We start from the raw sequence: 23284 nt of genomic DNA, 5'->3' as shown, positions 1-23284 counted from the left end.
CAATTTTACGTATATCCTTTCTTCTCATCTGCCTTAGCTTCACAAGTTTGAACATTAAATAGCCCAAGATCATTCCCCAGAGAATGTTTCCAAGAATTATATAAATAGTTAATGTGCTCCCTACTACTAGGTCTATTACAGTTTCAAGAGTAAAAATAATTGTCCCAACCAGAGTACTAAGAATAATTAATTGTCTATTATTTAGCCTTTTTTTCATCTTTACCATCTTCTACTTGTAAGTGATATTCATCATAAAATTCTTTCAAAACAACAATACTCATGAAAACAGTTGCTATTGCTGAACTCCAAGAAAACGAACTTAAATCTTTCAAAGCAAAAATAACCATTGCTGCTATTCCAAGGATTAAGATATTTGAAACATCAGTCGTTTTTACTAGCTTATGTAATTTTAGTGAAACAACGATATCAACTAAAACTATTAGTAAAAGTAAAATAATTGGGATATATCCTACTGACATTCTATTTTCCTCCAAAATCTTTGCTATGAACCAATTCTATCATTTAGAAAGTTCTCAAAAATAAAAAAGACCTATTCGGTCTTTTTCGTAACAAATTCGGTACTTATTGAGTGGCTTTATAGCAAACTATCTAATAAAATAACTCCATATTGCATTATAAAAAATTAAAAAGCAGCCTACTAAGCTCATTTGTAAAACTAATCTTTTCGAATTTTCATCCTGCTTAATAGTAAATTTAATTAAAGCAAAAAATATTAATCCAACACTAAAAACAATAGTTTTTACCACTGATTCCATAAACTACTAATCATACAGATGGCTATACCAACATAGGTTGCTAAAAATGCGTCTGCGGACAGCCCTAATCCTGCACTTAACCTCCTAAGTTATCTTCTAACTTTTCTAACCATTTTTTAATATCGTTTCTGAAGTAATAGTATCCGCATTCAAACACATACATACTTCCTACTCCAATCAGCATTGATAAAACAAAACTATCAATTGAAGTTAGACGCAAGAACAACTTATTCATTAAAACACCGAAAACTAGACTTACACTTAAAATTATCCATTTTTCTTTTTTTGAAGCTTCCTTTTCATTTTCTTCAATTATTTTCATTTTTTCACCTTTTAACTCAACACTTCTACTAATAATTTAAATTTTAGTATTTCAAAACCAGTAAAAATTAAAAAGAACCCAACTAGCCTTGTTTACGACTAATTAGGTTCCTCGAATCAACTTGCTTAGTAGCCGAAATTTCAGCTACATAAGCCAAATTTAATTTTTAAGAATGCATTTTTTGCTTCATTCAAAACTTGGAATATTACTGAAAGTAAAAGTTAACTTTTAATAATTACGATTATTCGCCAAATAATAGCACTGATCCAAATAATAATTCCAATAATTAGAAGAACTAACTCAAGAATATTTAATTCTTGTTTCCATATATTAATTAAAACTACGAGTAAAAATAAAAATGATAATCCTAATATTGACCTAATTTTTCTTTTCTTATTGGGTAACATTTTTTCTACCAATTAAAGTTCAATACTAAAAGTTCTCAAAATAGCACTATATCTTGTGATCTTTCATATCTGTATTGAATTTATAAATAAAAATATTATTATTAGATTAATTTTTAAAAATTAGTAAGTGACATTGTTTCTCCAGCGCCAGCCCACTTATTTGGATCCTTATCTAATAAAAGCTGCAATTTAGTTAAAGTTTCTGGCAATTTAAAACCATGCGCTACAGAATACATGCTAATATCCTGCTTCAGTTTAAATATTACCTTCTGCAAATCACCATTCTTACTTATTCTTTCAATAGCTGCTTCAATCAAATTTTGTGCTTCTGGATCAGTTGCAATATCGGAATTTGCTTTTATTTTAGTTAACATCTCTTTTAATTTAATTTCGTTCATCTTTTTATCCTCACATAATATAATTTAATATTGTTTTATTCTATCAAATTTATCTTTTATTCAATACCTTATCTAAAAAATATTTAAAATATGTGCTACGACCTGTCACTATTGTGGCATTGCCTTGCATTCCGTACCTAACATTTATATCACTAACTTTGGCAATCGAAATAACTTCATACATACTTTGCTTGTTCACATTTATTGGATAAACACCAATCTCCTCTACCTTGCCAGTTAATCTACTAGTCAAGCCCTCTCCTGTAGGTACAAAAAAGTTTAACTTCTGACCCTTCTTAATAGACGAGATTTTATTAGCAGGCACATAGGTAACAATCCTAACTTTTCCTTTGGCTTTCATCATAGGCATTAGACTAACTTCGCTGTCTTGATCAACATGTGCCATCCATTTTTGACCATTTTTTTAACAACCTGTCCCTCATCATAATTAGCATTCTTCTGCTTAATTACAACTGTCGGTTCAACAACTCCAATCGAAGAAACTATACTTTGTCTTACGACAAAGAAAGAGCCAATAAATAAAAGCAAAACCAAAATAGCAGCTAGAATAATAATAATGGTTGAGAAGTTCTTGAACTTATAGGAATAGAATTCCGTGCTTTCATACTCTTTTGCATCCATCTGTATTTACCTATCCCTTCACCAAGTCATAATAAAAACCATGCTCATCCATCAATTCATTATGACTCCCTTCTTCAACTATTTGACCTTGATCAATTACAATTACCTTGTCTGCACGTTCTGCAATTGCTAGGCGGTGGGCGATAAAAATAATTGTCTTATCCTTTAGCTTCATCAAATTATCAACTACCTTCTTCTCGGTAATTGTATCTAAGCCACTTGTCACTTCATCAAAAATAAATACCTTTGCAGGAGACAATAATGCCCGAGCAATTGTTAACCTTTGTTTTTGGCCGCCAGATAAAATTTTGGCATTTTCATCTAATTTTGTTTCAAATTGCAGTGGTAGATTAGTTATCTCCTGGTCAATCCCAGCAACCTGACAAGCCTTTATTACATCTTCTTCAGTGATATCTGGTCTAGATCCTAACAACGAATTCTCCTTAACCGTTCCAGAAAAGATATATGGGTTTTGAGGTACATAATTCACATATGACCGCAACGTATGCTTATTAATTTCACTTGTTGCATGTCCATTTAATATAACCTGACCTTTACTTGGTGAAAAGAAATCTACTAACAACTTAACCATCGTAGACTTTCCAGAACCACTCATTCCAACAATCGTTAATTTTTCGCCTTGGTTAATTTTTAGATTAATATCTTTTAAAACATCTGCGCCATAGTCATAACGATAATCAACATTATCATACGTGATTGTTCCTTTTAACAACGCTGGATCGTTAACCATAGTTTTCTTATCAAATTCACTCTTCACTTGATAAACTTCATTTAATCTGTTCTGCGCAACACTGGCTGATTGCAGACGCGGTTGCAAATTAATAATATTTTGCAAGGGATCAATGAAATATGCTAGTAAGGCATTAAATGTCATTAACTGACCAATGCTCAATTGTCCTTGCATTACAATCTTTGCACCCATCCAAAGAACAATTACATTAAGAGATAATTGAATAAAGGTCTTGAGTGCTGTCTGTAAACTCTCAGTCTTACTATATTTAAATGACTTCTTTAAATAATCTACAAATTGACTGTCGATTCGTCTATATCTTATATCCTCACTGTTTAAAGCCTTAATAGTTTCAATTCCTTGAATATCTTCAATTACAGAAGAACTAAGAACCGCGACCTAAAATATTTAATAAAAAATTCTGTCCATAAGAAAAGATTGAATTAAAAATATAAGCAATTAATAATCCAATAGCTAAAATTGAAAGAGTTTGATAAGTTCCATCGGGAATATAAGTATCAATTATTCCTTGAACAAAGTATGAACTACAAATACTAATTATTGTCATTAATAAAGCGGCTAAAATGATATTAATCATCAGCCGCTTTTGTTTAAACATATATGGAAAGAGAGACCATAGGTTATTTTTCTTTTCTTTGATTGGTTCAAAGTCTTCGTTAGGAACCATAAAGAGTGCAATACCAGTCCATTCTTGAGCAAACTTATCTTTAGGCATCTTTACCACACCAACTGATGGATCGGGATCTGCAATTACTAAATAGTTTTTAGCATTTTTAAGAACTACATAATAATGAAGTAATTCCCCTTGCTTAAGAACATGCACAATAAAAGGGTATTGAATACTATCCTCATTAAAAAGAGACATATCAGCTTTTACGGCTTCAGTTTTAAAATTAAATTTCTGTGCTGTTTTAACTAGTCCCAGCGCAGTTGTACCTTCAAGATTAGTGCGAGCTTCATGACGCAAATGTGCTAAAGACACACGAGAATGATACTGCTTTAAGATCATTGCTAGACAAGCAACCCCGCAATCCATTTCATCTACTTGAGCTACATAAACAGATTTATATTTGAATAACATAAGTCTTACCTTTTATTTAATATTAATTTCTGGATATTTACTTAATAAATCTTTGACATTTCTTCTATAGCTACGAGTAAATATTACTTCATCACCATTTGGAAATGTTATTGTTTTTTTCGAAAAATCAATGCTATCAATGTTATTTGGATTTACTACACTAGATTGAGAGACCTTAACTAAAAAATCATTTTCATCATCAACTTTTGAAATATTACTTCTAAATTCAGCTGAACCAGTTTCAGTTATTAACGTAACTTTATGTTGTGTAGGGCTATTTTCAAGATAATAGATATTAGTATCTTCTACCTTATTTATCCTGCGGCCTACTTTATAAACAAGCTCTTTTCTTCCAGACTTTGTAAGATTGTTAATGCTTTGAACTGCATCCGTAATTGTTTCTTCTAGACGTTTCATCATATCATTTTGGTCTAGTGCTTTATTAATATAATCAATTGCAGCAATTCGTCTTCGATAAGTTAAGGGAGCGTACTTATCATAAGCAGTAACAAAAATAATCTGAGCATTCGGATCTTGTTTTTTGATGAATTCTGCTAAATCTACTCCATTCTTAGCTTCAGAATTTTGACTTAATTCAATATCTAAGAAGTAAATTGCATTTTGAATATCCTTAGCCACTACATAACTTACGACTTGCTCAAAGGTAGTGGCAACTTGCTCTACACTAATCTCCACATTTTCATAAGCTGTATTGTTTTCAACTAAATTCTCAGCTGCGTATTTCACATTATTTGCTAAATTATTTGCTAGTGTTTTATCGTCATCACAAATAATTACTGGATATTTCAATATTTTTTCACTCCTCTGGTTCAATTACGAGATAGAAATCAAAGTATCCCTTCGGCACCTCATAAGAGATTGTCATATTTTCATATTTATTCTTAATACTATTGATATTGGCTAAACCCATGCCAGAATGACTTTTCTTCGTTGAATAACCACGTTGCTGGATTTGTTTAAGTGAAATTTCTGAATCTCTTCTTTTATTCTGAATTTCATATTCAAATTCGCCATCCTCATTTGAACTAATCATAATTTCAATATGAGCTTTTTTCGTCTGTTTCAATAATGCCTTACTTTCTTCAATTGCATTATCACAACTGATGCCAATAATTCTAACTAAATCCAATTCATTAATATTGTTAGGGATTTTAGTAATATCATCTCTACATTCGAAATTATATGGAATATCTTCGCCATACATTTCTGTTAACTTAGCAATAATGATACTTTTCAGAGACTTTATTTTTATATGATTAACATCCCTATATTTTTCAAAAGCTTTTGCATTTAAGTTGGCATTAGTATATTCATCAAGCTTTTGGATTACTTCTTTGGTATTTCCTTCTTGGGCACTGATTTTTAATGAGTTTAACATGTTTCGATAATCATGCCGAAAAGCACGAAGTTCATCTTCACTCTCTTCAAGATATTTTGTATATTCTTGAAGCTGTTCTTGTTCTTGAATTATTTTATCTTGTTCCGATTTTTTTAATAAATTACTTTGAATTTTAGTTAGTTCGTAATAAGCACCAACTGCAAAAATAGATTGAATAATTAAAAATGCAGTAAAAAACATAACTAATGGAGTATTTATCTTTGATTCAATGAAAAAAATCGTAATTATTTCACTTGAAACATATAAATATATTAATAAACCTAAAAATATTTTTTTATTTTTACTGATTAATTGTTCATTAATTTTCTCTGATAGTGTATGTGCTATATATAATGAAATTATTAGCAACCCTATTCTTAATATAGAATCATTGATATAAACTGAATATATCGATTTACACAATACTTCAATTATAGAAACTGCTATATCACTTAATAAATCAATTATGCAAAATGAAAAAATAGATCCGAAAAGTAGACTGATTGGTAATTTTTTAATAAAAAATATTGTAAAAATAATAATTTCAATAAAATTAGTAATAGGAACATTACCTTGGAACAGCATAGTGCTTATACAAATCAAAATCCCTAGAGTAATCCAAACAAAAATGTTTGTTTTATCAATTTTCGAAACTTTTTTAAATATCCAAATATTTAAAAATATTGATAATATAACTATAATCAAAGAAATAATTATTTCTTTCACCCTTTTAAAAAATTCTCTTTCTCAACCACGATAAATTTTTTCTCCACACATCGCGTCCAACAATCGTCTTTGTAGTTACCCCACCAACAACTTCAATCATTTCTTCTTCACTCAAAGTAGTAGCTTTAACAACATTTTCTTTTCTAATATCTTTCATCATTTCTTCTCCTTAAATAATCAACATTATTTTTTATGTCTTAAATATTACCATCTTTTATCTCTCAAAAATATAAAAAATACCGAATCAGTCAATTTTACGACTAATTCGGTATTTTACTATTATTATTCAATTATCAATGAATTATTTCCTATCAGAGTTACTCTTCTTTTCAGCCAAGATCCAATTATATTGTTTAGCAAACATTACAATCAATAAAATACGCAAATTGCAATAATAAATTGAACACTTTTAGTTAAGCTGCTTGATAGATTAGATCTAATTCTCTTTCAAAGATTTCATCTGGTGTATGATAGGCCAGTATCTTTCTTGGCAAAGAATTGCACCAGGTTTCAATATTAATGATGTCTTGTAAAGAATAGTTAGCTATTGCTTCTCCCTTAGGAATGAATCTGCGAATAAGACCATTGTGTCTTTCAACTGTTCCCTTATCACAAGAAGTGTAAGGATGGGCATAGTAAACCAGTGTATTGGATACTTTTTCTAGGTTGGAAAGATCTGCAAACTCTGAGCCATTATCAGTGGTAATGGTTTTAAAAATATCATTCCAATGTTCGCTGTATTGCCTTTGGAGTTCTTTAAAGGCCTGCATGACACTGACAGAAGTCTTGTCAGGAATACGAAGAATTAAAAACTCACGACTCATACGCTCAGATAAGGTTAGCAGTACCTCATCATCTTTGCTCTTATGTCCGAGAACTAAATCGCATTCCCAATGACCGAATTCATTACGTTTATTGATCTCTTTAGGACGTTCTTCAATGCTTCTGCCAAGTTTTTTCTTATTTTTGCGAATACGATGAAGCTTAGTATTGCGTTTAAGCTTCTCTGGCAAGTCGTAATTATGTATATCTAATAGACCTTGGTCGACATAATTGTAAAGAGTCTTAGTACAGACAACATCTCTGCTGCTAAATGCGCCAACAGCAGTAGCACGATTACTGCACACATCAAGCGACCAGCCATCTTTAAAAAAATGCTTGTGGACATAGCGCATGAATTGAGTTTTCCTGAGAAAGTCTGATTTGCGCCCACAATTTTTACGATGAGCTTGATATGCATCATGCCCTTGAGTAGCCTTATATCTTTTGACTTTGCCATGATACAGTTCTACAGTACCACGCTTAACCTCATAGCTGATAGTAGAAGGAGAACAGTTTAATTCACGGGCGATGGCACGCAAAGAATAGCCATCTTTCAAACGCAATTGAATAATAACTCTTTCCTCGAATGATAAATGCTTGCCTTTAATGTGCTGATTCATGGTAGAATGTAAAGAGTCCATTTTGACCTCCAATAGAAAGTTTTTGTGGTTATTAACATTCTATCAAACAGGTCCGAATGGACTTTTTATTTTTTATCAAGTGTTCAATTTAATTTTACAATCAGCGAAAACAATTTATTCATTGAATATCCAAAAGCAGCAGCTAGAATTAGTGTTATCCATTTTTCTTTATTTGATGCTATCTTTTCATTATTTTTAATTATTTTCATTTTTATCACGCTCTCTTTTTTACCTTATTAAAAATTTTATCAGGTTCAAAATTTCATAAGATAAAAAATACCAAATTAGTCGTTTTACAGACCAATTTGGTATTCTAATTTTTATTTATATACGATTGAAATAGATAAATTATTTAGACTTTATTTTTTGTTTTTCAAAATATACTTACTTATGATTATTAAAGCTGCTCCTCCACCAAAGAAAAGCCAAAACTTGATAGTATAACCAAGATCTGTTGAATTATATAAATTAGTTAAAAAGAGATATATAGGAGCACATAAATAGCATAACCACCATACAAGCTCATATTTTTCATTCCATTTCAATAATTTGGGTGTAACTGAAAAATACATAGTAGTAACTAAAAGTAAAATCACAATAATTATTGCCAATACTTGATTATAAGTAAAATGTAAGCCATACTCATGAACATTTCCGATAAATATTATCAATCCAGTAATCGTAATTACCCATGACAATATCCTTAGACCAATAATTTTATAATGTTTAGTCATTTAAACTACCTACTAATGAATCTATGAATAAAGTAATGCAGTGCTAAATATCAAATCATCACTGTTTTACTTTAATTGACTATAGTTTAATTATGAGTATAGCCAAAATAACCTCCTATTGCTGCACCTCCTACACCACAAATTGCCATTCCCCATGGGCCAAAACTTTTACATGCTTTAATACCAGTTCCTGCGCCACTAGCAGCTGATAAAACAGTATCTCCCCATCGATTTCCACCAACAATCTTTGATAATTCTTTGTCATTTAATTTCATTGTCAAAATCCTACTTTCTTATCTTGCCAAAACCACCTGTTGCAGCTGTAACCCCTGTCCATAAAATAGGAAGATAATGGGCACCAGCTACAGCACATGCAGGTCCACAAATTGTACCACCAACTGTAGCCCCAATCATAGCTGATCCCACTGCTCCTCCCACATTTGTTTGCCAATTATTTCTTCCACCAACAACGACTGCTAAATCTTTATGTGATAAATAATTAAATTGTTTCATGATAGAAACCTCCTAAAATTTTATTTATATGCATAGCTTACTAAAGTTATCATCTTAAGATATAAAATTGACCAATATTGTTCTATTTGTGTCTAAAATTACTTTTATTAACTAAATTAGTATTTTTTACTTATTATTCCTTACCTTATCCAAAAGATATTTTAAATACGTACTCCTACCGGTCATTATCGTCACATTCCCCTGCATCCCATATTTAATATTCTCATCATTAACTTTTGCAGTCGAAATAATTTCGTACATATTTTGTTTATTCATGTTCACAGGATAGACTCCAATTTCCTTTACCTTACCAGTCAAGTGTCTAGTTAAGCCATCTCCAGTAGGTACAGAAAAGGTTAACGACTGTCCCTTTTTAATAGTCGAGACTTTGTCGCTTGTCACATAAGTTACAATTTTTATTTTATTCTTAGCTTTCATAACAGGCATTAAACTAATCCCACTATCTTGATCAACATGAGCTACCCACTTTTGACCATGTTTCGTAACGACTTGTCCCTCATCATAGTTAACATTTTTCTGCTTAATTACAACTGTCGGTTCAACAATACCAAGTGAAGAAACTGTACTTTGTCTAACAGCAAAGAAAGAGCCAATAAATAAAAGCAAAACCAAAATAGCAGCTGGAATAATAATCATGGTTGAGAAGTTCTTGAACTTATAGGAATAGAATTCTGTACTTTCATACTCTTTTGCATCCATCTGTACTCACCTATCCTTTCACCAAGTCATAGTAAAAGCCATGCTTACTCATCAATTCGCTGTGACTGCCTTCTTCAACTATCTGGCCATGATCAATCACAACAACCTTATCTGCTCGTTCCGCAATTGCCAAACGGTGTGCAATAAAAATAATTGTCTTATCTTTGAGCTTCATCAAATTATCAACTACTCTCTTCTCGGTAATTGTATCTAAGCCACTTGTTACTTCATCAAAGATAAATACCTTTGCAGGAGATAATAATGCCCGAGCAATTGTTAACCTTTGTTTTTGTCCACCAGATAGAATTTTTGCATTTTCATCTAATTTTGTTTCAAATTGCAAAGGTAGATTAGCTATCTCTTGGTCAATCTCAGCAATTTGACAAGCCTTTATTACATCTTCTTCTGTGATATCTGGCCTACAACCTAACAACAAATTCTCTCTAACTGTTCCAGAAAAGATATATGGAGTTTGAGGTACATAATTCACATATGATCGCAAGCTATGCTTATTAATTTCACTTGTTGCATGTCCATTTAATGTAACCTGACCTTTACTTGGCGAAAAGAAATCTACTAACAACTTAACCATCGTAGACTTTCCAGAACCACTCATTCCAACAATCGTTAATTTTTCGCCTTGGTTAATTTTTAGATTAATATCTTTTAAAACATCTGCGCCATAGCCATAACGATAATCAACATTCTTATATTCAATATTTCCTTCTAGGAGCTTACAATCTTCAATAGTAGTCTTCTGATTGAATTCACTTTTTACTTGATAGACCTCATTTAATCTGTTCTGCGCAACACTGGCTGATTGCAGACGCGGTTGCAGATTAATAATACTTTGAAGTGGATCAATGAAATATGCTAGTAAGGCATTAAAAGTCATTAACTGACCAATGCTCAATTGTCCTTGCATTACAACTCTTGCACCAACCCAAAGAACAATTACATTAAGAGAGAGTTGAATAAATGTTTTAAGTGCTGTCTGCAAGCTCTCAGTTTTGCTGTATTTAAAAGATTTTTTTAAGTAATCTACAAACTGACTATCAATTCTTCTATATCTTGTATTCTCACTATTTAAAGCTTTAATAGTTTCAATTCCTTGAATATCTTCAATAACTGAAGAACTCAAAACAGCGTTACTTTCCATTTGTTCATTGTTTAATTTTTCGAACTTCTTAGTAAAGCCTAGAATTACAACTGCATACACTGGTAAAGCCACCAATGTAATTCCAAATAATGTCATATTCTGAGCTGCTAAGACCAGTCCCATTACAATAACAATCGACAAATCTAAAAAAAGCGAAATAACTGTACTTGCCAAAGCGTCAATAATTCTACTTGCATCAGAAAAACGTGAAGTAATTTCACCGGTTCTTCTAGTCACAAAGAATTCCATTGGCAATTCAAAAATATGCCTTATATATTGGAGGTTTAAATCAATACTTAATCTTTGACCTAGAACATTTAATAAAAAATTCTGTCCATAAGAAAAGATTGAATTAAAAATATAAGCAATTAATAATCCAATAGCTAAAATTGAAAGAGTTTGATAAGTTCCATCGGGAATATAAGTATCAATTATTCCTTGAACAAAGTATGAACTACAAATACTAATTATTGTCATTAATAAAGCGGCTAAAATGATATTAATCATCAGCCGCTTTTGTTTAAACATATATGGAAAGAGAGACCATAGGTTATTTTTCTTTTCTTTGATTGGTTCAAAGTCTTCGTTAGGAACCATAAAGAGTGCAATACCAGTCCATTCTTGAGCAAACTTATCTTTAGGCATCTTTACCACACCAACTGATGGATCGGGATCTGCAATTACTAAATAGTTTTTAGCATTTTTAAGAACTACATAATAATGAAGTAATTCCCCTTGCTTAAGAACATGCACAATAAAAGGGTATTGAATACTATCCTCATTAAAAAGAGACATATCAGCTTTTACGGCTTCAGTTTTAAAATTAAATTTCTGTGCTGTTTTAACTAGTCCCAGCGCAGTTGTACCTTCAAGATTAGTGCGAGCTTCATGACGCAAATGTGCTAAAGACACACGAGAATGATACTGCTTTAAGATCATTGCTAGACAAGCAACCCCGCAATCCATTTCATCTACTTGAGCTACATAAACAGATTTATATTTGAATAACATAAGTCTTACCTTTTATTTAACGTTAATTTCCGGATATTTATTTAGTATTTCTCTAATTTTCTTTTTAAAGCTGCGAGCAAAAATTACTTCATCACCATTAGGAAATATGATGGTCTTTTTCGAAAAATCAATGCTATTAATATTATTTGGATTTACTACACAAGATTGAGAAATTTTAAATAAAAAGTCATTTTCAGCATCTATTTTAGAAATATTACTCCTAAATTCTGTTTCACCAGTTGATGTTACTAAATTAACCTTATGTTGCATGACACTATTTTCAACATAATAAATTAAACTTTTTTCAACTTTTCTAACTCTTCTTCCTATTTTGTAAATCAGTTCTTCACGATTTACTTGAATAAGCCTATTTATACTGTTAATCGCATGAATGACAGTTTCTTCAATCCTTCTAAGCATCTCACTTCGTTCTAATGATTTATTTATATAGTCAATAGCGCCAATTCTTCTACGATAAATTAAAGGCGCATATTTGTCATAAGCAGTAACAAAGATAATCTGGGCATTCGGATCTTGCTTTTTAATAAATTCTGCTAAATCTACTCCGTTTTTTGCTTCGGAATTTTGACTTAATTCAATATCTAAAAAATAAATTGCATTTTGGATATCGTTAGCAACTACATAACTTACAACCTGCTCGAATGTACTAGCAACTAAATCAATATTTAATTCGGTCTTTTGATAAATAAGGTCATTGTCTAACATATTCTGAATTGCAATATGAATATTATGAGATAATTCTTTCGCCAAAACTTTATTATCATCACAAATAATTACAGGATATTTCATTTTTACACCTCTTTATCAATCACAAGATAAAAATCAAAATAATCATTATCTATATCATAAGTAATAGACATATTTTCATAATTTTCAGTTATTCTTCGTATTATTGTCAATCCTAGTCCAGAATGCTCTTTCTTAGTGGAATATCCTTTTTGTTGTATTTTTTTAGTAGAAATCGAAACATGTCTTTTACGATTTCGAATTTCATACTCAAATTCTCCGTCTATTGAATAAATCATTATTTCAATTTGAGCCTCTTTTTTATCATTTATTAATTCTTTACTTTCTTCAATCGCATTATCACATGTTATTCCTATAATTCTTATTAAATCCATTTCATTAATACCGGAAGGAATATCAGTCATTATTTCACTACATTCAAAATTATATGGAATTTTCAAATCATACATCTCTGTAAGCTTTGAAATAATAATGCTTTTTAAAGACTTAACATGTACATGATTGACGTCTTTATATTTTTTAAATGCATCTGCATTTAGATTAGTTTTTGTATATTCATCTAGCTGTGTGATTAATTCCTTCGTATCGCCTTCTTCAGCACTAATCTTTAATGAATTGAACATATTCAAGTAGTCATGTCGAAAAGCCCTCAGCTCATCTTCATTTTTTTCAAGGTAATGTGCATAGTCTTCCAGTTTCTTTTGTTCTCTTTCTAATTCTTCATTTTTGGATTTCTTTAATGCCACTTTTTGGTTTTTCTGCATTAAATAATAAATTCCAATTGCAAATAATGTTTGAAATAGGAGAACACTTCCAAAAAAGAAATACACTGGTGGGATATTATTAGTAGTTGTATAAATAATCGCAATTGCAATATTTACTACGTAAATATAGAAAATTAACCAACTCAATATTCTTCCGTTTGAGCCTACAAACTCTTGGTTTAATCTATTATTAAATCTTTGCATAATAAACACTATTATTGCCAAAGGCACTATCATCAATACTATATTTGCTAACATTATTAACTTAATATCTTTAATAACTTTAACTGTGACATCTAACAAAATAGCTCTGCAAATATCTCCAACTACTTCTACATTAAAAACAAAAAGTATTGCTCCTAAAATCGAATAAGAACTTATTTTCTTTTTAAAAATCAACCATAAGAACACTATTGTAATTAATTCTGAAAAAACAATAGCTAAATAGTTAAAGCCACTTGCTAAAATATTTATCAATATCAAAAAAATTAGAACTAAAAAATGTCGTTTTCTTAATGGTAACCTTAACACTTTAAAAAAGAACACTAAATTTAATATGCTTGAAAATAAATATATTAATAAGTACGTCCAGAACTTAAGATTCATTATTGCCTAATCCCTAATTACATATAAAATACGTCTTAAATATTACCATCTTTCATCCCCCGAAAATACCAAAAATACCGAACCCGTCATTTTCACGACTAATTCGGTATTTTAGTATTATTCTTTAGTATTATTCTTAAGTTATCAATTACCTCTTTTTCTCAAAAATCTAGTTATATTGCGTAGTAAACATTACAATTACTATCATATATAGAGCAGTTGCAACGCAATAGACGTTCCTTTTGTATCGTGGATTCTAATTTTTTATTGCAGCTTTTGACATAGTCAAAATGAGATCTTTTTACTAAATTATATATGTACTTTCAAGTCCCTTTTACTTCAGATACCCGAAAAAACGCATATTTGTCAATATTCTTGCCTATAAATCTATCACAGAGCCTAATTTTAAGGTATTATTGTAATAGTTTAAAAAAGGAGATTTTATTGTGCAAAGTAAACGCCCTATTATCATTGGAATTGCCGGTGGTTCAGGTAGTGGTAAAACAACCATTGCCCATGAAATTTATGACCAAATACAACAAGACGACCATATCTTAATTATGACGCAAGATTCTTACTACAAGAACAACGACAACTTATCAATGGCAGACCGTAAAAAAATCAACTACGACCATCCTGATGCCTTTGATATGCCACTTCTTGTTGAACAATTACGTCAATTAATGGACTATAAGGCAGTTGAAATGCCAGTTTACGATTTTACTGCTCATACTCGAAGTGAAAAGACCATCCATACTGAACCAGCAGATATTATCATCTTAGAAGGTATCTTAGTTCTTGGAGAAGAAAACTTACGGAACTTGATGAGTATTAAAGTATTCGTTGACACTGATGATGATATTCGTTTTATCAGAAGATTAGAACGTGATACTCAAGAACGTGGTCGTTCTGTAGAATCAGTAATTAATCAATACTTAGCAACGGTTAAGCCAATGTATAATCAATTCATTGAACCAACTAAGCGTTATGCAGACATCATCGTTCCAGAAGGTGGAGAAAATGATGTTGCCATTGATATGCTTACAACTAAGATTCGTTCCGTTTTAAGTACAGTTAAATAAAAATAACCTCGTGGTTTTCCACGGGGTTATTTTTCACCAAAAAAGAAACCCATTATAATTCCAGCAATCAGACTTCCACCTATTAATCCAAGATATTCAGACGTTTTCAATATTAAACTTTGAGATTCACTCCAATTAGAAATTCCCACTACTATAGAACTCATTACAAAGAATGAGCCTGTATTAATAATAACTGATTTCAAGCTACTATAAATTCCTAAATTTTTCTGCTTAGATTTCTCTCTTTTCACCATTCTTCTCCTATTCCACCACATTATCTCCATCTACTGTTGTCATTGTTAAGATCACTCCAGATGGTTGCGGATCAAACGAAATATTATTTAGTCCATTAGCTGTTCTTACACGGGCATACTTTAAATTTGCACTCCAGACAGTATTATTTCCTTCAATATTATTAATCTCATAATCGCTCTTAAAGACAGCATGATCTAAGGTGAAATTACCAGCCTTTAAGTTTGCACTTCCACCATCAATAGTTACGTCAGTTAAATTCATGTCTCCATCGGTAACATTCAATGAAATTTGTGATAAGGTAGATCCAGATACTTTAATTTCTCCATCATATGTAGCAAGCTTCCCATCAGCTAAATCACTGTTTCTCACGGTTACATTACCATCTGTTGATTCTAGAAGAGATTCAGCAATTGCAACACGTCTTACTCTAACTCTACCCTCAGTCGATTTAAGATATGCTTTTTCCACTTTGGTATCAACGATTTCAATATCACCACTATTAGTTTGAACATCAAGCCTATCTAAGGTTACCTCTGCTGGTACAACGACGTTAAGATGAGCTTCACCATTATCAATTAAATTAATTCTTTGCTTAAGCTGTAACTTTCCATTTTCTAATTGAACAACAGGTAAGTAGTGCCGTTTACCCATAAAGTTAACTGCAAAACGTTCTCCTTGTTCAACTGTTACATCCCCGCTACTTAGTTTTATCTTCAACTCATTGAACTCTTTATCGCTTATTTTTACCTTAACAATCTCATCTTTTTTATTTTCTTTAGAAAAAAGCTTTTCAAAGATCATAGCCTTTCCCCCAATCTACGACATAATTAAATTATTATTAATTATATTAATACGATTTAATATTTTCAACTATTGAATTCAAAAAAACAGCGCTGAATTATCAACGCTGTTTTATCGTTTTTAGCCACTTAATTTGGTTATCAAGCCTACTAATTGCACGCTCTAGGATCAAATAGTGTCCATAATTTTTATTTCTTTTTTCTTGAGTATTAAAGAGTAATTTTTCTCTATCATTTAAATGAGCAAGTTGCTTTTCTAATAAATCAAGCTGCTTCTTAACTAAAGCCGAGATTCGGGGATCATTAGGATTATGAATAAAAAATAGTTTTAAAGAAAACAAATCTTCAACCACGGGAAGAGCGGTAATAGGAAGATCAATCCATGAATTTAATTTTTCTTTTCCCAGATTAGTTAAATGATAATACTTTTCTTTTTCATTATTGCTGTCACTTGTTTGTTTAATCCAATTATCTTCAACCATTTTCTTTAGTTCAGGATAAATCTGACTATGAGAAGCTTTCCAAAATTCTCCAATTTCATTTTTAAATTGATTAGTAATAAATTTTCCTGTTGACCCAGGATTCTGATCTAAAATTCCTAGAATAATATAAGGTAAAATTCGCTTTTTTGGCATCTAATCATCTTTTCTATTCTATAGCTAATAATTTTATTCTACCAAAAAAGTTAATATTACCTCATTACTTTTCGAGATAGGTGTGCCCTTCTTTTTGAATAATTTGATAATGCCCATCATAGTAATTACCATTTCTGATATCATCAGTCATCCCTTCATAAGGAGCCTCGGCAATTACTTCATTATTATTTACGCCAGCTTCTCCAATATAAGTAATTTTCGCAAATTCTGGGACAACCGGCTTAGGATAAGTTTCATATTTTTCTCGTGATTCGTGCATTAAATCGATGTGGTCATTTTGATAGCAAACAGTAATCTCGGGATGATCTTGTACCCAATTAGGAAAGAAGATAGTTCCATTTAATTTATGTTCATTAGGAACAAAATCTAGAGCAACATCAGTACCAGTTGGTTCAGTCCATGCAATTTTGTAAATTACATCAGTTAAAAGATTAATATGCGCTTCTTGATCTTTGACCCAACGTCCTTTTATGATTCCACGATGAATACGATAATCAACAGTATAATCATTTTTACAGTACCATTCATATTCCCAACCATTGTCATAAGTATAAATAAAGTGAGTACCTACAAAATCATCTAAGGTCTTAAATTTTTTATTCATTTTATTTAAATTAGTCATTTTCATCATCTTTTTGTATTTTATGTTTTTATCGATACATTTATTATATGACTATATCGACATAAAAAGCAAACAAAAAAATAGAGAACTATTTTTCAATAATTCTCCACTTTATATTACTTACTACCTGGTCTCTTCTTTTTAGCTACCTTTGCACCTTTAGTCATATTGTCATTGTAGCCCCAAACCCAGGTAACGATAAATGAAACAACAATTGTGACTGCACTAGCAATTAAGAATGTATAGAAACTAGATAAGTCAGTTGGATGTTTTGGATTGAAGAATGAAGAAAATCCAATTAGACCACCAGTAAACCCATACATTGTTCCGTGCATTAAGCCAGTAACTAATCCACCAAAGGCAGAACCAATACATCCAGAAATAAATACTTTCTTATATCTTAAACTAATACCATAAACGGCTGGTTCTGTTACACCACACATTGCAGAAATAGTTGAAGCAAAACCTAATTCCTTTAGGTCTTCCTTCTTAGATTTAATAGCAACTGCTAATACGGCAGCACCTTGAGCAATCATTGATGAACAAATAATTGCGTTTAATGCACTTTCACCAGTTCCGGCAATTTGTTGAGCAACAAGTGGAACGACACCCCAGTGCAAACCAAAAATAACCAACACTTGATAAAATCCACCAATAATGAAGCCGCCAACCCAGCCAGATGCATGAACTAACCAGTTAATGAAGACAGCAATACCGTTAGCAACACCTTGAATAATTGGACCAGTTACCATCAAAGTCAAAGCTGATACAACTAAAACAGTAATTAATGGAATAAAAATCATTTGTAAGTATGAGGGTAGCCACTTTTTAAGCCAATCTTCACATTTTTTAGCAAGCCATGCAGCTAAAATCATTGGGAAAATTGAGTACGTATAGTTCAAGAACTCAAACTTAATTCCGCCAATTTCAAACATGGTCTTGAAAGCTTTACCCCAATCAACTAATTGCGGATAAACAAGCACTCCACCAATAACTGCGGCAATGATTGGATCAGAATTTAATCTCTTTGCTGCACAATAACCTACTAAAACAGGTAGGAAGAAGAAAGCTGAATCAGCAATTGCGCTCGTAGTAATATAAGCTGTGCTCTTTACACTAAGCAAACTTCCCAATTGAGGCAAAGTCAATAAAGCTAAAATACCTTTAATAATACCTGCTGCAGCAATTACACCAATAATTGGGCTCATTGAACCAGTAATAAAACCAATTAAATTACCAAATGCTCTTGAAACTGGATTTTTACCGTCATCTTCTGGAGCTGGCGCTGCTTCACTATCTAAAGGTCCTAATTGTTTAACTACTTCGTCAAAAACATTAGCAACCTCATTACCGATTACCACTTGATATTGACCCGAAGCATGCATTACATCCAAAATTCCGCGCTGATTTTTCAAAGCTTCATCATTTGCCTTAATTTCATCCTTTAAGTAAAAACGCAAACGTGTAATACAGTGAATTACATTATTAACATTATCTTTGCCACCCACATTTTTAATAATAAAGGCAGCTAATTCTGGATAAGGTAATTTTTTGCTTGAGGTGTCTTCCGCTTCAGCTGCTTTTAAATATGCAGTTGCAACTACTTCACCAGCTTTTGCTTCACCTTCAGTTACATCTAGTCCTGAGAGCTTATCTGCTGAATTAGTAATTAAAACCATGATTGTTGTATCCAATCCCTTGGCTTTAATTTCATCTAAGTTCATCTCAGCAATTTCTTGGCCCGCCTCAATTTTCTGACCATTTTCAATCTTAATAGTAAATGGTGTACCTTTTAGACCTACAGTATCAACACCCATATGTACTAATACTTCTAGTCCTTCATCGGTTACAATTCCAACCGCGTGCTTTGTATCAGCGACCATACTGATTTTTCCTGAAACAGGAGCTACAACTTTCCCAATTGTTGGTGTTAAACCAAAACCATCTCCCATAGTTCCTTGAGAAAAGATCGGGTCCGAGGTTTTAGCTAAAGCAATAACTGCTCCAGTAGCTGGAGCCAATAAATTAGTAGTATCTTGTACCATAATTTCATTCTCCTCTTTGAAAGTATCCGCTTTCATTTATCCTGATTTAGATATTATACTTGTCTGTACAAGTTGTCAATATGATTTTATAAAAAAGCTTACTTTACTTATAAATTAGTATTTGTGTTTTAAAAATACTTTTTCTTTACTTGTCTAATCAAGTGTATATAATTGAAGACAAAGGAGGATTTTTATGACCCAATCAAAAGCTAGAGTTATTGCCCAAGATTTAGTTGATAAAATTAAACATCAACAATATAAACCCGGCGAATATCTCCCTAGTGAACATCAATTAATGGATCTTTATGGCTCTTCCCGAGAAACCATTCGCAAAGCTCTTAATAGCTTAAATGATCTCGGCTTGATTCAAAAAATACGAGGAAAAGGATCAATAGTGCTAAATTTAGATCGTTATACATTTCCTATTTCTGGTATTAGTAGCTTTGCTGAATTAAACAACCAATTAGGATTAAAAGCTGAAACAAAAGTTTTGCTTTTACAAAAAGAAGATAAATTACCAATTCAGTTTATAAAGTATTTTCCTGAAGAAGAAAATACTACTGGCTTTCATCTTGAACGTTTACGTTCAATAAATGGAGAAGCAGATGTATTGGATTGCGACTATTTACTCTCTCCTCCGATTAACAAACTTCCAATCGAAGCTGCAGAAACATCGATTTATAATTATTTAGAAAATGATCAAAAATTAGAAATCTCATATGCGACAAAGGAAATTTCTGTCTGTCAAGTTGACGAAAGAATTCAAAATCTACTGCAATTAGACAATAATATGGCTGTTTTAGTTGCAAGCCGTAATTACTTAGCTGATACAACTAAATTCGAATTAACTTTGTCTTATCACAGACCTGATAAATTCAAATTTGTTGATTTTGCTCGTAGAAAAAAGATCAAGCTTTAGAAAGGTACTATCCAATGAATAATTTAGGCAATAAGGTAATCTACCAAATTTATCCAAAATCTTTTTATGACTCAAATAATGATGGTATCGGTGATTTACGTGGAATTATTCAAAAAATTTACTATATTAAGAAGCTAAATGTAGACTTTATTTGGTTCAATCCATTTTTTGTTTCCCCGCAAAATGATAACGGCTATGATATCGCTGATTATAAAAGAATTGATCCTCGCTTTGGAACTATGGAGGACTTTGAAGAACTGGTTGCTAAATTAAAGGCAGTTAATGTTAATGTGATGCTTGACATGGTTTTAAATCACTGCTCAACAGAACATGAATGGTTTAAAAAAGCCCTAGCCGGAGATAAAAAATATCAAAAATTTTTCTATCTTAGAAAAGGCAAAGACGGACAACTACCTAATAACTGGCAATCAAAATTTGGCGGTCCTGCATGGTCAAAATTTGGCGATACTGATTATTACTATCTCCATCTCTATGATCCAACTCAAGCAGATCTTGACTGGCATAATCCTGAAGTTCGTGCTGCCTTGATAGATGTTGTAAACTTTTGGCGTAACAAGGGAGTTCATGGCTTCCGCTTTGACGTAATTAACGTTACTGGAAAAGATAATGTACTCGTTGATTCAACCGATCCAGTTCAAGAAAAATCGCTTTATACTGACACACCTGTGGTCCAACAATACTTAAAAGAACTAAATGCAAAATCATTTGGGCAAGACCCAGAATCAGTTACTGTTGGAGAAATGTCATCAACTACCATTGAAAATTCGATTGCTTATACTCGACCAGAGGATCACGAACTCTCCATGGTCTTCACCTTCCACCATCTAAAGGTTGATTACAAGAACGGTGAAAAATGGTCTAAGATGCCTTTTGATTTTAAGAAATTAAAAGATATTATGCTTACATGGAACAGCAAGATTGATCAAGGCGGTGGCTGGCAAGCTCTCTTTTGGAATAATCATGACCAACCTTGGGCTTTAAACCGTTTTGGTAACACAGGAAAATACCACAGCAAATCTGCCGAAATGCTCGCTTTAGCTCTTCATCTGTTGCGCGGAACGCCCTACATTTATATGGGTGAAGAGATCGGTATGATGGACCCCCATTACCTTTCCATGAAAGACTATGTTGATATTGAAGCCTTGAACGCCTACAACACATTAATCAAAAAAGGACTTTCTGAAAAAGAAGCTTTTGAAATCGTTCAGTCTAAAGCACGGGACAACTCAAGAGTTCCAATGCATTGGGATAGTTCTAAATATGCTGGTTTTAGTGATCATAAGCCTTGGCTCATGCCAACAGACCAAGATAAAATCAATGTCGAAAAAGAACTTAAAGAAGGTGAAATTTTTAACTTCTATCAAAAATTAATTAAACTTCGAAAATCAGAAAAAATAATTTCCGAAGGCCACATTAAGCCAATTTTGATGGAACACCCACAAGTTATGGCATATGAACGCTATTTAGATCATTCTGATGAAAAACTTTTAGTGTTCGCAAACTTCTATGAAAAAGAAACGGAAGTTACGGTACCAGCAGACTATTTAAATCAAGCTGGGCAAATTTTAATTCAAAATTACAATGAAACTTTTGTTTCTCTTCCTTCAATTTTGCATCTGAAACCTTATGAAGCTTTAGCAATCAAATTTTAATTTAAGAAGATCATATTGATCTTCTTTTTTCTTAAAAAATAAAACTCCTTTTTGCGTAATTAAAATTAGAGATCTTTCTCTAATACACTTAAAGGAGCGGTCTATGAACAAAAATGAGCTTGAAAAGCGCGTTGATGAAGCAGATATCACTGCTGATCCAATTTTTAGCTGGGTTATGGAACAAGGAACTAATTGCCGCGATCTTTTGCGGGCAATTGCACCTGAATTGCATATTCAAACTGCTAATTTTGAAACGCAAAAAAGATTGAAATTTCACCCTGCTATGCATGGAATTATTCCGGATATCTACGCTACAGACGACAAGGGACGAGTCTTTGATATTGAATTACAAATGACTCTGCCAGACTTTTTAGGAAAGCGAATGCGGTATTATTTTTCAATGATGGATCAAAGTCTGTTTATGCAAGGTGAAAATTATCGCAATTTGCCTACTACATACTTAATTTTAATTCTGCCAACTGATCCTCTTGGGCTTGATCAGTATCGGTATGATACGACTTGGAGCACCAAGGGATTCAAGTATGATCCACTAAATATTGGTCAAAAATTAATTTTACTTAATGCAAGTGGAACAAAGGGAAAAATCACGCCACGTCTACAAGGATTTTTCGATCTAATGCGTGGTAAAATTAATACAAATGATAGCTTTATCCAAAAGCTACAAAGCGACGTTGAGAAATACAAAACTAATCCAGAAAGAAGGAAAGAACTCATGGATTACCAAATGAAACTTGATGACATGCGATATGTCGGAGAAAAAGCGGGTATCAAAACCGGTAAAGAAGAAGAACGAATTGATGCTATTAAAAAGATGATTAATGATTATCGTGACTTAAGTGCAGACAATCAAACTATTCTTAAATTTCTTACTAAAAATTATGGTGCATATTTTTCTCAAGAAGAATTAAAGCAATTTATTAAAAATAATTAGATAGTCAAACAGGCCACAT

At 31.9% G+C, this 23284-nt stretch carries 23 protein-coding genes and 2 pseudogenes; 4 read left to right on the top strand and 21 right to left on the bottom strand.

Annotated features, from left to right (window positions below):
- Positions 1 to 197: 197 nt before the first annotated feature.
- The 16 genes and pseudogenes from H1A07_RS03000 to H1A07_RS02925 all read right to left on the bottom strand — a co-directional run bounded on the left by H1A07_RS03000 (position 198) and on the right by H1A07_RS02925 (position 14132).
- The gene (locus H1A07_RS03000) at positions 198 to 479 is read right to left on the bottom strand and encodes a hypothetical protein (protein ID WP_210145312.1); all 282 of its coding nucleotides are present in this window, start codon (positions 477 to 479) and stop codon (positions 198 to 200) included.
- 373 nt (positions 480 to 852) lie between these two features.
- Complete coding sequence (locus H1A07_RS02995; RefSeq protein WP_210145311.1) at positions 853 to 1098, bottom strand: hypothetical protein; 246 nt, start codon at positions 1096 to 1098, stop codon at positions 853 to 855.
- A 520-nt stretch (positions 1099 to 1618) separates the two neighbouring features.
- Positions 1619 to 1903 carry a bacteriocin immunity protein gene (locus H1A07_RS02990; protein ID WP_210145310.1) on the bottom strand — a complete coding sequence of 95 codons (285 nt, stop codon included), beginning with the start codon at positions 1901 to 1903 and terminating at the stop codon, positions 1619 to 1621.
- A 49-nt stretch (positions 1904 to 1952) separates the two neighbouring features.
- A pseudogene (locus tag H1A07_RS10465) lies at positions 1953 to 2545 on the bottom strand (hypothetical protein).
- Between the two features lie 10 nt (positions 2546 to 2555).
- A pseudogene (locus tag H1A07_RS02980) lies at positions 2556 to 4398 on the bottom strand (peptide cleavage/export ABC transporter).
- Between the two features lie 12 nt (positions 4399 to 4410).
- Positions 4411 to 5208: a LytR/AlgR family response regulator transcription factor gene (locus H1A07_RS02975; RefSeq protein ID WP_210145309.1), complete on the bottom strand. Its 798-nt coding sequence runs from the start codon at positions 5206 to 5208 to the stop codon at positions 4411 to 4413.
- A 7-nt stretch (positions 5209 to 5215) separates the two neighbouring features.
- Complete coding sequence (locus H1A07_RS02970) at positions 5216 to 6523, bottom strand: sensor histidine kinase (protein ID WP_244974163.1); 1308 nt, start codon at positions 6521 to 6523, stop codon at positions 5216 to 5218.
- A gap of 4 nt (positions 6524 to 6527) precedes the next feature.
- Complete coding sequence (locus tag H1A07_RS10105) at positions 6528 to 6680, bottom strand: lactacin F inducer peptide precursor (RefSeq protein WP_244974162.1); 153 nt, start codon at positions 6678 to 6680, stop codon at positions 6528 to 6530.
- Positions 6681 to 6936: 256 nt separating this feature from the next.
- Positions 6937 to 7986: an IS30 family transposase gene (locus H1A07_RS02960; RefSeq protein ID WP_023599436.1), complete on the bottom strand. Its 1050-nt coding sequence runs from the start codon at positions 7984 to 7986 to the stop codon at positions 6937 to 6939.
- Positions 7987 to 8345: 359 nt separating this feature from the next.
- Positions 8346 to 8720 carry a LacI family bacteriocin immunity protein gene (locus tag H1A07_RS02955; RefSeq protein WP_011161713.1) on the bottom strand — a complete coding sequence of 125 codons (375 nt, stop codon included), beginning with the start codon at positions 8718 to 8720 and terminating at the stop codon, positions 8346 to 8348.
- Positions 8721 to 8806: 86 nt separating this feature from the next.
- Positions 8807 to 8995: a Blp family class II bacteriocin gene (locus tag H1A07_RS02950; RefSeq protein WP_011161712.1), complete on the bottom strand. Its 189-nt coding sequence runs from the start codon at positions 8993 to 8995 to the stop codon at positions 8807 to 8809.
- 10 nt (positions 8996 to 9005) lie between these two features.
- Positions 9006 to 9233 (bottom strand): bacteriocin class II family protein, encoded by a 228-nt coding sequence (locus H1A07_RS02945; RefSeq protein ID WP_014567249.1) that lies wholly within the window; start codon positions 9231 to 9233, stop codon positions 9006 to 9008.
- A 126-nt stretch (positions 9234 to 9359) separates the two neighbouring features.
- Positions 9360 to 9953, bottom strand: coding sequence for an HlyD family secretion protein (locus tag H1A07_RS02940; RefSeq protein WP_210145308.1), 594 nt, complete (start codon positions 9951 to 9953; stop codon positions 9360 to 9362).
- 10 nt (positions 9954 to 9963) lie between these two features.
- A complete protein-coding gene (locus H1A07_RS02935; protein WP_210145307.1) occupies positions 9964 to 12123 on the bottom strand; it encodes a peptide cleavage/export ABC transporter in 2160 nt (719 codons plus the stop codon).
- Between the two features lie 12 nt (positions 12124 to 12135).
- Complete coding sequence (locus tag H1A07_RS02930; RefSeq protein WP_210145306.1) at positions 12136 to 12933, bottom strand: LytR/AlgR family response regulator transcription factor; 798 nt, start codon at positions 12931 to 12933, stop codon at positions 12136 to 12138.
- Between the two features lie 2 nt (positions 12934 to 12935).
- Positions 12936 to 14132, bottom strand: a complete 1197-nt coding sequence (locus tag H1A07_RS02925) for a sensor histidine kinase (RefSeq protein ID WP_244974161.1) — start codon at positions 14130 to 14132, stop codon at positions 12936 to 12938.
- A gap of 575 nt (positions 14133 to 14707) precedes the next feature.
- Between H1A07_RS02925 and udk the strand changes: the two genes are divergently transcribed.
- Positions 14708 to 15343 (top strand): uridine kinase, encoded by a 636-nt coding sequence (gene udk / locus H1A07_RS02920; RefSeq protein WP_200953884.1) that lies wholly within the window; start codon positions 14708 to 14710, stop codon positions 15341 to 15343.
- 26 nt (positions 15344 to 15369) lie between these two features.
- On the opposite strand, the gene H1A07_RS02915 is transcribed toward udk, so the two are convergent.
- The 5 genes from H1A07_RS02915 to H1A07_RS02895 all read right to left on the bottom strand — a co-directional run bounded on the left by H1A07_RS02915 (position 15370) and on the right by H1A07_RS02895 (position 19721).
- Positions 15370 to 15597 (bottom strand): hypothetical protein, encoded by a 228-nt coding sequence (locus H1A07_RS02915; protein ID WP_210145304.1) that lies wholly within the window; start codon positions 15595 to 15597, stop codon positions 15370 to 15372.
- A 7-nt stretch (positions 15598 to 15604) separates the two neighbouring features.
- Positions 15605 to 16399, bottom strand: a complete 795-nt coding sequence (locus tag H1A07_RS02910; RefSeq protein ID WP_210145303.1) for a DUF4097 family beta strand repeat-containing protein — start codon at positions 16397 to 16399, stop codon at positions 15605 to 15607.
- A 100-nt stretch (positions 16400 to 16499) separates the two neighbouring features.
- The gene (locus H1A07_RS02905; protein WP_094499135.1) at positions 16500 to 17033 is read right to left on the bottom strand and encodes a PadR family transcriptional regulator; all 534 of its coding nucleotides are present in this window, start codon (positions 17031 to 17033) and stop codon (positions 16500 to 16502) included.
- 64 nt (positions 17034 to 17097) lie between these two features.
- A complete protein-coding gene (locus H1A07_RS02900) occupies positions 17098 to 17658 on the bottom strand; it encodes a phenolic acid decarboxylase (protein WP_210145302.1) in 561 nt (186 codons plus the stop codon).
- A gap of 134 nt (positions 17659 to 17792) precedes the next feature.
- Positions 17793 to 19721: a PTS sugar transporter subunit IIABC gene (locus tag H1A07_RS02895; protein ID WP_210145301.1), complete on the bottom strand. Its 1929-nt coding sequence runs from the start codon at positions 19719 to 19721 to the stop codon at positions 17793 to 17795.
- A gap of 193 nt (positions 19722 to 19914) precedes the next feature.
- Here H1A07_RS02895 and treR point away from each other — a divergent pair, with 193 nt between their 5' ends.
- The 3 genes from treR to H1A07_RS02880 all read left to right on the top strand — a co-directional run bounded on the left by treR (position 19915) and on the right by H1A07_RS02880 (position 23265).
- Positions 19915 to 20640 (top strand): trehalose operon repressor, encoded by a 726-nt coding sequence (gene treR / locus H1A07_RS02890; RefSeq protein ID WP_210145300.1) that lies wholly within the window; start codon positions 19915 to 19917, stop codon positions 20638 to 20640.
- Positions 20641 to 20654: 14 nt separating this feature from the next.
- Positions 20655 to 22313 (top strand): alpha,alpha-phosphotrehalase, encoded by a 1659-nt coding sequence (gene treC / locus H1A07_RS02885; RefSeq protein WP_210145299.1) that lies wholly within the window; start codon positions 20655 to 20657, stop codon positions 22311 to 22313.
- Positions 22314 to 22416: 103 nt separating this feature from the next.
- Positions 22417 to 23265 carry an Rpn family recombination-promoting nuclease/putative transposase gene (locus H1A07_RS02880; RefSeq protein WP_057718997.1) on the top strand — a complete coding sequence of 283 codons (849 nt, stop codon included), beginning with the start codon at positions 22417 to 22419 and terminating at the stop codon, positions 23263 to 23265.
- Positions 23266 to 23284 lie beyond the last annotated feature (19 nt).

It is taken from the genome of Lactobacillus taiwanensis (assembly GCF_017894345.1).
In the GTDB taxonomy this organism is placed as follows: domain Bacteria; phylum Bacillota; class Bacilli; order Lactobacillales; family Lactobacillaceae; genus Lactobacillus; species Lactobacillus taiwanensis.
The sequence above is the reverse complement of the archived record's forward strand: the minus strand, read 5'-3'. Positions and strand labels throughout refer to the sequence as shown.